This is a genomic window from Weissella muntiaci (assembly GCF_008107635.1).
Taxonomy (GTDB): domain Bacteria; phylum Bacillota; class Bacilli; order Lactobacillales; family Lactobacillaceae; genus Weissella; species Weissella muntiaci.
In genome coordinates this window covers 57,127-69,652 of record NZ_SDGZ01000026.1, presented here as the reverse complement: position 1 = coordinate 69,652, position 12,526 = coordinate 57,127, and the positions used below count along the sequence as shown (strand labels likewise).

At 41.6% G+C, this 12,526-nt stretch carries 10 protein-coding genes; all 10 read right to left on the bottom strand.

All coding sequences use genetic code 11. The features are described 5' to 3' along the window. Positions 1 to 376: 376 nt before the first annotated feature. Positions 377 to 2,497 (bottom strand): LTA synthase family protein, encoded by a 2,121-nt coding sequence (locus ESZ50_RS10725; RefSeq protein ID WP_148623836.1) that lies wholly within the window; start codon positions 2,495 to 2,497, stop codon positions 377 to 379. A 95-nt stretch (positions 2,498 to 2,592) separates the two neighbouring features. Continuing rightward, positions 2,593 to 3,600, bottom strand: a complete 1,008-nt coding sequence (locus tag ESZ50_RS10720; protein WP_148623834.1) for a lysylphosphatidylglycerol synthase transmembrane domain-containing protein — start codon at positions 3,598 to 3,600, stop codon at positions 2,593 to 2,595. A 4-nt stretch (positions 3,601 to 3,604) separates the two neighbouring features. After that, complete coding sequence (locus ESZ50_RS10715) at positions 3,605 to 4,627, bottom strand: glycosyltransferase family 4 protein (RefSeq protein ID WP_148623832.1); 1,023 nt, start codon at positions 4,625 to 4,627, stop codon at positions 3,605 to 3,607. Continuing rightward, positions 4,620 to 5,867 (bottom strand): glycosyltransferase, encoded by a 1,248-nt coding sequence (locus tag ESZ50_RS10710; RefSeq protein WP_148623830.1) that lies wholly within the window; start codon positions 5,865 to 5,867, stop codon positions 4,620 to 4,622. The genes ESZ50_RS10715 and ESZ50_RS10710 overlap by 8 nt, the downstream gene beginning before the upstream one ends. An 89-nt stretch (positions 5,868 to 5,956) precedes the next feature. Beyond that, the gene (locus ESZ50_RS10705; protein WP_148623828.1) at positions 5,957 to 6,268 is read right to left on the bottom strand and encodes a hypothetical protein; all 312 of its coding nucleotides are present in this window, start codon (positions 6,266 to 6,268) and stop codon (positions 5,957 to 5,959) included. A gap of 87 nt (positions 6,269 to 6,355) precedes the next feature. Continuing rightward, positions 6,356 to 7,714 carry a phosphoglucosamine mutase gene (glmM, locus tag ESZ50_RS10700; RefSeq protein ID WP_148623827.1) on the bottom strand — a complete coding sequence of 453 codons (1,359 nt, stop codon included), beginning with the start codon at positions 7,712 to 7,714 and terminating at the stop codon, positions 6,356 to 6,358. An 8-nt stretch (positions 7,715 to 7,722) separates the two neighbouring features. After that, on the bottom strand, positions 7,723 to 8,694 hold the full coding sequence (locus ESZ50_RS10695; protein WP_148623825.1) for a CdaR family protein: 972 nt from the start codon (positions 8,692 to 8,694) through the stop codon (positions 7,723 to 7,725). Positions 8,695 to 8,696: 2 nt separating this feature from the next. Continuing rightward, entirely contained in the window at positions 8,697 to 9,506 is an 810-nt protein-coding gene (gene cdaA, locus ESZ50_RS10690; protein ID WP_148623842.1) for a diadenylate cyclase CdaA, read from the bottom strand. A gap of 22 nt (positions 9,507 to 9,528) precedes the next feature. Then, positions 9,529 to 11,604, bottom strand: a complete 2,076-nt coding sequence (locus ESZ50_RS10685) for a Na+/H+ antiporter (RefSeq protein WP_148623823.1) — start codon at positions 11,602 to 11,604, stop codon at positions 9,529 to 9,531. A 20-nt stretch (positions 11,605 to 11,624) separates the two neighbouring features. Further along, entirely contained in the window at positions 11,625 to 12,521 is an 897-nt protein-coding gene (murB, locus tag ESZ50_RS10680) for a UDP-N-acetylmuramate dehydrogenase (RefSeq protein ID WP_148623821.1), read from the bottom strand. Positions 12,522 to 12,526 lie beyond the last annotated feature (5 nt).

Below are 12,526 nucleotides of genomic sequence, written 5' to 3'. Positions count from 1 at the left end.
GCCTTTCGACAACTTTTATATCATATCTCTATCATAAGCAAATGTCAATGACTTTGATATATCACGGCTTTGGTAGACTAAACTACCTTGGCCAACTCGGATTATATTACAGAAAAGTTCATTGACCGTCAAGACCATATTATTAAATAACGCAAGAAATTGTCACAGAAAATTCATTTGTTTTTCGCGATTGCAGATAAAAACAATCGTCTATGATGTTATAAGCATTCATTGAAAATCATTCAAGATACGATTAATTTAAAACGACTGATACATTTGAGAATTTCACGCTTAAACAAATCTTTAAAGCCTTTACCCAAACACTACAAAAAAGGTTGGATAGTCGTTAATTAACAACTATCCAACCTTTTTATTTTTAATTAGAACTTTGACTATCACTACTTGAAGAACTGCTAGAATCGCTCAGTTCAGGAGCATTCGTAATATAATCACCAATTGTCGTTTGATTATTGTTTTGAGCCATCAGAGAAGTTCCCTTCTTCTGATCAGCCTTCAATTGTTTCAAAGACTTTGCCTTATTGTACGAATATTTCTTCGAATTGATCTTTTTAAAATCAGGATTCTTGTAGAATCTCAACAAATCGCCGGTCACAACTTTATCTGAATAACTCAACGTGTTATTAACAAAACTTTGGGTCTCTTTGACAAATGTCGCCACCCGCGGATCTTCACTTGGCGTAATCTGAGTTCCAGTCGCCGTGACAAAATACTGTCCATTATGCTTCGTATACTCATTCGTTACCCAATCACCATTACGGAAAGCAACAATCTGCTTATGGGCGGATGATAGCAAGTCAGAGCCAAAGTGAATCGTATTCTTATCAGAAATCCCTAATAAGTTCATCAAAGTTGGCATAACGTCAATTTCGCCACCGTACGTATTATTGATGCCTCCCTTTAGTCCAGGAGCATTAATCATAAATGGCACCTTTTCCCAGTTGGCTAAATCATAATTAGTTACAGATGACTTACCAAGTAACTTCGCGATGGCTGCCTTATGATTCTCAGAAATTCCATAGTGATCACCATATAAGACGACCGCGGTATTCTGATCCATGCCTGACTTTTGCAAATATGCCATGAACTCACCAAAAGCTTCATCCAAATAGTGCGCTGTCTGAACATAACCATCGACCGTCTTATCACCAGTCTTAGTGGCTGGGAAATCAATGTTTTCTTTATCCAATGTATAAGGATAATGATTGGTCAGAGTGATCACCTTAGCAAAGTAAGGCTGCGGTAGCTGTTGCAAATACTCAGCCGTATCTTTCATGAAGATTTTATCCTTCAGACCATATCCAACGTTGTAAGACGCATTGTCAGCATTAGCATAGTACGACTTACTGAAGAAATAATCGTAACCCCATGATTTATAAGTTGCCTCACGATTCCAAAATGACGGTACATCACCATGGAAGGCCGCCGTTGTATAGCCATCTTGATCCAAATAACCTTGGAATGATTGGAATGTGTTTGTTGCACCATAGTTGGTCATTACCGATCCAGATGCCGTACCGAATAACGAATTATCCAACATCGTTTCCGCATCGGAAGTCTTTCCTTGTCCAACCTGATTATAAAAATTACTGAAGCCAATCGTATTTTGATTATGATAGAACTTATTGATGTTTGGCGTTACTTCTTGACCGTCAACCTTATAATCCACCAAGAATTGTTGGAACGACTCAAGGTGAATCACAATAATATTCTTACCTTTAAGTGCGCCAAAATAAGTTGGATCAGCGTCTGTGTCTAATTGCTTTACGAACTTTTCAATTGGTGCTAACTGATCGGCTGTTGCATTTGAACGTTCGTCAGCGGTTTGCTTTGTTTTAACGGCGTTGTAGGCTGCATATTCGTTTAACCCCAGATATTTAACAATATAGTTATTATCAAAGGTCCGTGTTAGTAGACCTGAACGATCTGAGACAGATACGCCGTAGCCAACTAACATCAATGCGATTCCTAATACCGTTGTTAATCCAGCCACACGCTTTGGTGTCCGCCGCTTGTCAATTTTGATTACCTTAATTAACAACAGGATTATCAAAATAATGATATCTATGAAAACTAGAAAATCGGTTGGGTTGATAATCCCCGAAATTGCCTTCGATAGATTGTTATCAACGGAACTACCCGATCCCATAATTGAGAATGATAGGAAGTCGGAGAATTCACGATAATACAAGATATTTGAGAACAACCAAACAGATTGCAATAGATTAATTAAAACCATCAACCAGTAGGCAATTCGACCTCGGAAATACAGGGCAATCCCTAAAAGTATCACAGCTGTTGGAATTGGGTTAAAAAATAATAGAAACTCCTGTATTCCACCAGAAACACCAAGATTAAACTTAGTATTATACGCCCAGTATGTTTTTAACCAAACTAAAGCAACTGACAGAAGGAAGAATCCCATCGTTGAGTTTAATCCTGGCCACCAATTTTTTATAGCCGAAAATACTCGTTTCATGCTCTTACTCCTAAATAAATTATTTTGCATCGATTTACTAATACACGCTAACTTTAAATTATACCGAGATTTCTGAAAGGTAACATAAAAGTTTCTTAACTGCGTTCTTTTTTCCCATCAATATTAAAGGCAATAATACCGGCAAACATGCCAAAGTAATAAGTAATTAAGCGCCAGATCATCATCGCCAAAATCAAAACTGCCGATGAAAGGAAGGGACTAAACAACAAACCGAAGCCAATTTCAGCTCCACCAGCTCCACCCGGAATTGGGAAGAGTGAAATAATCATCACGATAATAACATTTAGTGCTGTCACCAAAATTATATGGGCATGGGTGGCGCCTAGACCTAATAGGATGAAATAAGGAATCAGATTGTAGAAAAACAACTGGACGAACGTCAAACCAATCGTCTTTAGTAATGCGCCCCAGTCTCGTGAAATCCGGCGACTTTCTTCGTGAAAATTATCAATCTTTTCATCTAAAAGTTGCTGCCACGCTTGATGCTTCTGCTTACTGAACCATTTAACCGGCGCTAAGATTGCCATCACAATGCTCCGTGTAAATGCTGGCCAATACATCACAAGCAATAATCCAACAATCACAACCAAATGAATTACAAAGCCAAATAGAATGAACAAGGCCCAAGCATGGAGTTTGTCGGCTACATAATTATATCCGACGATCAATGCAAGGATAAAGTTGACCACAATCATACCTTGATAAACCACAAATTTCATTAATAAAATTGAGCTCGCACGACCAGCATCAATGCCAGCTTGCGCCAATGCGATTAGTTGCATTGGCTGTCCACCAGTTGAAAACGGCGTAATTCCATTACCAAATTGTTCCACTAGTGGCACTCGTAGCGCCTGTCCCCATGACAACTTCGCATTTTGCGTATCAACGAAAACCTTCACTACAATTGCTTCCATTAACAGGTATACGCCCATTGCCAACAATGCAACTAGCAACCATCCCCAATTTGCATTTTCAATTATCAACCATGCCTGCTTCAAATTTACTGTTCTAAAAGACCAGTAAAAAATTGCTATCCCAACAATCAACATGACTGAGAAGACGTAGCGATTTCGTCTTGACATCACATCACCCCTTTTTTGCTTGTTCCCGATAAAAACCATCCCAGATCTCAGCGACATTATCAGCAGAATATCGTTCAGAAGCTGCAAGGGCTTCTACCGAAAGTTTCTCCTGTAGTGCTGGATCAGTCGCAATCTGTTCAAGCGCACTTTGCATTGCAGTTCGATCAACAGCTGGTAGATAATATCCCGCAATAATCGCTTGATACAACTCTAAATCACGTAAAACCGTTGGTGTTCCGGTACTAAACGCTTCTAAAGCTGACATTGGAAATAATTCGGCAAAGCTAGGCAACAAGAATACACTTGCCAAATTATAATATTCATTAATAATTTTTCGATCAACAATTCCCGGGAATGAGAGATTTGCTGGCGGATGTTCCACCACGACTTTTAATTCGTCATACCCGGCTGTAATTGAACCGAACGAAAAACCACCTACCCAGACAAATTGCCATTGCGGGTTTGCCTTGGCCAACTCGATAAAGTCAAAAACACCTTTTCGCTCTTGGATTTGACCCACTCCTAAAATGATAAAATCATCTTGAGCAAAGCCGTGTTCCACCCGCAAAGTCTGCTTTTGCGTCGCTGGCAACTGATGAAATTGTTCCTTGGTAACGAAATTTGGAATGTACGTGACATTCTCCCGCTTAACCCCTAACTCGACTAGTTTGTCGATGAAAGTCGGATTCACCACTACCAAATGGTCCATGCGCTTATAAAAAGCCATTACATACCAATAAAAAATATTTTTAACTGGCCAATGCAATAAAATTGATCCTTCTAAAGTTTCAGGTAGAAAATGTACATAGCCAATTTTGCGACCTCTACCTGGCAGAAATGTTGATAGATAGAACCAGAAGTCAATCGTGTGATAATGACTAATGTCTGATCGGCTTAGTTTATTAATGCGAATTGCCATCGTGTCAGCAAAATGCGATTTTAATAAATTAATTAACTCCCGATATGCGGAACCCACGCCTTGACCCGGAACCGATTCGGCAGATGAAAACATATTGATTTTAATCATGATTCTCTTTTCTGAAGGGATTCCTTAAAAAGGAACGTGCATACTCTTCATCTTTGGCGTCCGCCGCTTCTGTGTCTTCTTCTTCGTTATACACAGCCAACGCTTCACTATAAAAGTCCAAGACCTTTCTACCAAAGGTTCGCTCGTCAATTTCATACAAAACACGTTCACGCGCTTGAGCATCACCTAATGGGGCTTGAGCAAGTTTAGCTTCCAAATAAGCCTTCAAGGGCTCATACAACTCCTCTGGCTCATCCACCAAAGTTCCAATCGCAACGTCAGTCACCACCGTTTTCAAATAGGGGCTCTCAATCGCTACTAGCGGTGTATCAGCCGTGATCGCCTCAATAAAGGTCAACCCTTGTGTTTCAGATGTTGATGCTGATAAAAAGACATCGCCTAATCGATAATAAGAGTAAACCTCACCATGATTAACTTCGCCCACAAAGGTAACGGCTGCTTCGATTTCCAAAGCCTGCACATGTTCTTGCAACGTCGCCATGGCCGGCCCTCCACCAACAATCACAAAGTGTGCTGATGGGATATCCTCTAGAACGGCTGCAAATGCTGACAAAGCATCTTCAATATTCTTTTCAAAGGCAATTCGTCCAATTGATATCACCACTGGCGTATCAGGAGTCAGCCCCAATTTAGTTCGTAGTTCAGCACTATGATCTTCAGTTTCATTGTGTGATACGGTCACACCAGTTGGGATAATCTCAATTGGTGATTCAACCCGATATTCAGTTAACACATTGAACGTCTGGATTGAAGGTGCAATCACACCTGTCATACCAACCATAAAGCCCCGTGCCATCACAGCGACTCCTGCTGGTCGAATAATTTTCCCATTAGCAACATAATGCAAATAATCTTGGTAATTAGTATGGTATGTGTGTACGACCGGTATTTTTAAACGTCGCGCAACAAATTTTCCCATTAATCCTAGAGAAAACTCCGTCTGAGTATGGATAATATCCAAATCAAATTGCTTCGCTAATTGAAGCGCTTGAATTGCTCCACGAAAGGCAATCCGCCGATCCTTAAAGCCCGCAAAAGGCAGACTTGAAAACCGATAGATATTCGCCTCCAGCGTCCCCTTCTTCACTTTTGGATCGGTTGATGTAAAGATATACACTCGATGTCCCTGAGCCTCTAATTGACGACGTAATGTTTGAATTGACGTAGCCACCCCAGAAACTTGTGGGAAATACGTATCTGTGAAAAAACCAATATTCATACTTATTCCCTTTCCAACAATAATAAACTTACCAACCATTTTACCAACTTTTGCATTAAGCAAGCAACAAACTTACTAAATTTATTAATTTAGCTCAATTGATTTTCATTAAGAATGGCTTCAACTAAGGCTTCCATCTCAGGCGTCTTTTTCCATTCAGTCCACTGTTCAACCGCAACTGTGCTAGGTATTTCAAAATTACTATTTACATAGTCCTCATATTTCTCAACATTTGATGAACGTGGAATATTAATTTTCATAATTCGTACTTCTTTAATCATGCCATGTTCAACCGCATACTCAGCCTGACCATTCTGTAATAAGTTACCAATTTCCCGATATGTCGAATCATCCATTCGTGTAATTTCTTCAATAATATCAAGTGTTTGCCTATCAGCCATTGAACTAATACCCCTTTGATTATAAATTCATTTCAAAAGGCTGGATAAATCCGCACACTGCGGGATTATCCAGCCTAGAACCTAATGTTATTCTACACCAACTTCACGAACAACGACATCGACGATCCGCTGTACGTAAGCATTAACTTGCTCAACAGTTGGTGCCTCAGCCATCACTCGCAAAAGATTCTGGGTTCCAGAAGGACGTACCAATACGCGTCCATCCCCAGCCATCTCATCTTCAACAGCTTCAATCACATCTTTAATTGCTTGATTATTTAAGGCCGCTTTTTTATCCTGCACAATCACATTAACTAACTTTTGCGGATAAACGGTCATTTCAGCTGCCAACTCAGATAGGTGTCGCCCAGTTTCCCGTACAACCGTTAATAACTGTAGTGCCGTTAGCATCCCATCACCAGTTGTCGCCCAGTCCAAAAAGACCACGTGACCTGATTGTTCACCGCCAAGATTATAGCCCGACTTAACCATTTCCTCGACCACATATCGATCTCCAACGGCCGTTTTTACAGACGAGATATCATTTTCAGCCATGGCTTTGTACATCCCGATATTTGACATAACGGTTGTCACAATTGTCTCTTGCTTTAAACGACCACGTTCAGATAGATATTTTCCGATGATGAACATAATTTGATCGCCATCAACGATGTTTCCTAATTCGTCCACCGCGATCAGACGGTCACCGTCACCATCAAACGCCAAACCAACCTCTGAGCCACTTTCAACAACTAATTCGGCTAACTTCTCTGGATGAGTTGATCCAACACCAGCGTTGATATTCAAGCCGTCAGGCGCCGTCGCCATAGTAACAAATTCTGCATCGAGATCTGCAAACAATGTTGCAACCAAATTAGCTGTCGCTCCATTAGCAGCATCGATTGCCAAGTTCATTCCTTCAAAATTAACCGGTGTCGTTGTTTGCAAGAATTTGAGGTATTTCGGAGCGCCCTCTGGAAAATCAGTTACTGTCCCTAGACCCTCAGCCGCTGGTCGAGGCAAAGTGTCTTCAGTCGTATCCAACAAGGCCTCAATTTCGCCCTCAAGCTCGTCTGATAGTTTAAAACCATCGGCCCCAAAAAACTTAATACCATTATCCTCAGCTGGATTATGACTAGCGGTAATCTGCGCACCTGCATCAGCTTGTTGTGCACGTACCAAGTAAGCCACTCCAGGCGTTGAAATCACCCCAAGGCGTAAAATCTCAATACCAACAGAAAGCAATCCCGCGATCAAAGCATGTTCTAGCATCTGTCCTGAAATGCGGGTATCACGTCCAACCAACACTCGTGGACGTCGTCCTTCAGCGTGCCGGGTCAAAACTGCCCCGCCCATACGCCCCAATCGAAAGGCCAATTCTGGAGTTAATTCTTTATTCGCAATCCCGCGAACTCCATCAGTTCCAAAATAATGTAATTCTACCATTTTGATTTCTACTCCTTAGGTGTAATCGTCACGTTAATCGTATTTGGCGTTATACTATCCGCCCCATCTGGTGTATCGACCTGTACCGTCTGTTGACTTGTCGATGTAACATCCTTCAAGTCGACCGTCACATTAATCGCACTTAGTTTATTGAGGACGTTCATCTTGCCATGAACCGTAAATTCATTCACATCGGCAGTAATGTCAAAGTCACTCGCTGTTCCATTCTTTGTTGTAAATTTAATTGGAATCGTTTTATCACCAGTCCCAGCAGTCACTGGAATACGGACTGTTGTAACTTCTGGCGAAATCGTAACGTCGACGGTATTTCCATCACTATCCAGCGCTTTCAGCTCAACAGTATGACTGGTCGTACTGGTCGTGTCGCGACCCAGTTGCACAGTTGCAACAACCCGATCAACTTGATTAACTAGGCTTGCTCGTCCCATGACCTCAACGTTCGTTACCGATGAGGTTACCGTTCCAACATTGTAACCTGATGCAATCGCACTTTCATTGTATTCTGGGTGCACTGTGTAGTAAGCCACTGAACGTTTGTAAATTGCGATATTCAAATTTTTCTTACTCAAACTATACGTTAAACTACGATTCAGGCCCTGTACCTTGAGTGGCACAGTATGCGTACCTTCACTCAGTGAACTCAAGTCAATATAAACTGAAAAATTCTTCGTGTTCTTAGCAGCAGCAACTAAGGCCGCCGATCCAGTAATACTAATATCAACCGTATTCGGCACACCTTCAATCAAATATTTATTACTGTCAGCCCCATTAATTTGAACTGGCACTGATATTTTTGCGGTCTCACTACTTGTAAAAGAAGGTAACCCTGTTCTGCTAGTAGTCGTGCTAGTACTCTTCGTCGAATATGTATCACTTCGACCCGTCGTATAAACACTCAATAAAATCGCCATCAGCAATGAACCAAGGATGTAAAATAGTTTTTCCCAAGAAATTTTCATGGCTACTTCCTCCTTATCAAACGACGAATTCGACGAATAATCGTTTTCGTGTCGTCTGGCTCTGTTGGCACTAACTGTTTAACTAGGTAATTCCGATAGTCTTCGCGCGTCAATTCCTTCATTAGCTCTGAATTACGCGTAATCGTGACACCACCAGTTTCTTCAGATACAACAATGGTCAAGGCATCTGTCACTTCTGAAATCCCAACTGCGGCTCGATGTCGCGTTCCGAGTTCTTTTGGAATTGTTGGGTTTTCTGATAGTGGTAGATATGCCGCCGCAACCGCTAAACGATTGTCGCGAATAATGACCGCCCCATCATGTAGGGGTGTATTCGGAATAAAGGTATTAATCAATAACTGACTCGTAATTAAAGCATCAATCGGAATTCCTGTTTCGATATACTCTTCCAAACCAGTCTCTTGCTGAATAGTAATCAAAGCTCCAATATGACGCTTCGACATATATTGAATGGCATTATCGAGTTCATCAACCAATCGATTTTCAGCCTCAAAGGCATATTGCTTTTTAAACAATGATGAACGTCCCAAATGTTCGAGACCTCGCCGAATCTCTGGTTGGAAGATAATCACTAACGCGACAACTCCCCAATTGATAATTTGATCTGTCAACCAAGAAATCGTTGACAGGCCAAAATACCAAGAAACCAATTTAACAGCAATCAAAATTGCTATCCCACGTAAAATCGTAACCGCTTTTGTTCCTTTGATTAACAAAAGCAAGCGATAAAGGATCCACCAAACGATGAGAACGTCAATCACGCGCATTAAATTTATTTCTCGTAGAAACATTTCAATATCCACGTCGTTCCTCCTATTCTTCCTCTGTTAATAAAGCTGCTTCTGCAAAATTAATGGTTTGGCGTAATTTCAAACCAGTCTGATAATCAATAAAGTGGGCGTCGTATAGATTTTGAACAGCTATTCGCTGAGCACTCAAGCCCAAAACTTCCAACTCCATCTGTACCGTAGTACTATCAAAATCGGCGTCGTCATCCGAATTTGTTGCCCCAGCTAATCTTAATTGATACGTTACTAGAATACTATATGCTGCCTGTTGTTCAAAACGCGATATATTGTGCCCACGATTTTCTAAGAAGTCATTCAACTCATCAATGACCGCCTGTGCTGTCTCGCGGCGCGCTAATTGATACTCTTCACGGAGCTGACGCGAATCTTCATCGCTCAACCAGATTCGAATACTTCTAAAGACATACCGAATCAGTCGGCGAAGACTCGCCCGTGACCAATTTTGGCGCTTTGCAACCAAATCCTGTAAATTATCTTCGATTTGATCTAGACGACGACTCTCACTAATGTAAACCAATGACACAATCTTTCCATCAATAAACAACTTTTGCAGTCGGCGACGTTCAGCAATCAACGTCAAATCTCGCAGATCAAATTCAGCCTTCAACATTGCTGATAATCGATCTGAGTGTAGATTTTCTAACTGAATCCGCCGAATTTGAGCCTGATAACGCGTAATCAACTCATATGCGATTGCTTGATTAGCATCGTATTGCTGCTTCTCAATCTCACGAATTCCAGATTGTAATGCGTATATCTGCGCACGAGCCTGTGACATATGGCGAGCCACACCTGGCTCTGATTTATTTTGATCATTCTTTATATTTTGATTCAAGGATACGTCATGCCCAGCAATCATGGGTAAAACAATAATTGCAACTAACAATGAAATTATCACAACGACAGCCGCAATGAACAACATCAGCTGTCGTTGTGGAAATGGCATGCCTGCATCAGTCAATAAGGGCACTGACATTACACCCGCCATTGTAATAGCGCCACGAACCCCTGATAATGTCGAGATTAAGGTCACGCGCAATGATACCTTGCTGCCATCGTTATGCCGATATTGTAAGAACCACTGATTGATGTATAACCACACAAAGCGAATCGCCGATAAAATCAACCAAGTTCCGAAGGCAAATAACAGCATCATTGGCAGGCCAATCTGATTACCACTACTATGGAACTGAATCGCTACTGGTAGTTCAATCCCTAAGATCAGGAATAAGAAGCCATTTAGAAAATACGCAAAGACTGACCACGTATTCCAACCAACAACCGAAAGCTCATCAGCATAATTCAGATCATTTTGTGAGCGTAGGTTAGAAATAATTGCACCAGTCACAACTGCGATCACACCAGAAGCTGCAAATATTTCAGCGATCATAAAGATTAAGAAAGGTGACGCCAACTGAATTGCGACTTGGAATACAACATCCTTATTACCACGATTAACTAACAGGTCAGTCAAACGATTAATTAAATAGCCCACAACGAGACCAATAATAGCTCCCATAATCGAACTGTAGAAGAACTCACCAACGGCATCCGCCAACGAGAACGTCCCCACTGTTGCAGCTAGTACAGCCACATTAAATCCCACCAAACCACTTGCATCATTAATCAGACTTTCACCTGAAACGACATGTAAAATCCGTTTAGGCAGCGCTGTTTGCTTGGCAATTGATTGTACCGCAACTGGATCAGTTGGTGACAAGATTGCCGCAATCGCAAAGCCAACCACCAACGGAACCTCTGGGATCATCCACGTAATTAAATAACCGCCTAGAATTGTTGTGATAAATACTAATAGGATCGCATTACCAAAAATTGGTCCGCGCAACTCCCACAACTCTTTTTTGGGAAACCGCCAAGCATCGGAATAAATTAACGGAGCTACGAATAATAGTAGAAACCATTCAGTATGTAGGGCAATTTCGACATGAAAAAATTCGGCGGCCAGCAAACCAAGACCAATCTGAATTAGCGATACCGGTACTCGCTTTATAAAGTGCGAAAGAACATTACTTAATATGATTAAAAAGGTTAAGCCAATAACTGTATCTAATAGGTTCATATCTCCGCTTCCATTTCAGCTTACTCTCCAAGAATACGTACTTCTGGCTCCAAGTTGACATCGAATTTATCGCGTACAACCGCCTGGACGTGCTTGATTACCGCAATGTAATCAGCTCCACTTGCCTGCCCCCGATTTACAATGAAGCCCGCATGCTTGATGGATACTTGTGCTCCACCAACCATATAGCCCTGAAGGCCCGCATCCATAATCAGACGACCTGCAAAGAACCCCGTTGGGCGCTTAAATACAGAACCACAAGAAGGAAATTCAAGCGGTTGCCGACTCGCACGTCGCTCGTTGAAATCCTCCATCTGTGCCAAAATCTCAGTTGCATTGCCATTCTGTAAACTAAAAGATGCTGCAATCAAGATATCGCCCGTCGTTTGTACTGAACTGTAGCGGTAACTAAAATCTAAATCATCATTCGTTAATGTTTTGATTTCACCATCTGTTGTCAAAACCTCAGCTGTTTTGAGCCATCCATCTACCTGACCGCCATACGCGCCGGCATTCATGTAGACCGCCCCACCAACTGAACCTGGAATACCGGCGGCCCATTCGAGACCGGATAAAGCTTTTGTTTGTGCAAATTGTGCTAAATCAATAATCATCGCACCTGCTTCTGCCCGCAACTCAGTTCCTTGAACCGTAATTTGATTCAATTTGGTCAAGAATATCACGACCCCGGTCAGGCCTTGGTCGCCGATAATTAGGTTCGATGCATTTCCTAAAACCGTGACAGGAATTTCATTGGCTTTTGCATAACGGACCACCTGCCGTAGCTCATCTAATGATGTTGGCCAGAAAGCGTAATCTGCCGGTCCGCCTACCCGAGTATTCGTGTGAGCTGAAAGTGGCTCATTCTTTTTGATATCAAAATTTGAAAAAGTCTCTAAAAGTGACCATGTTTCCATATTTG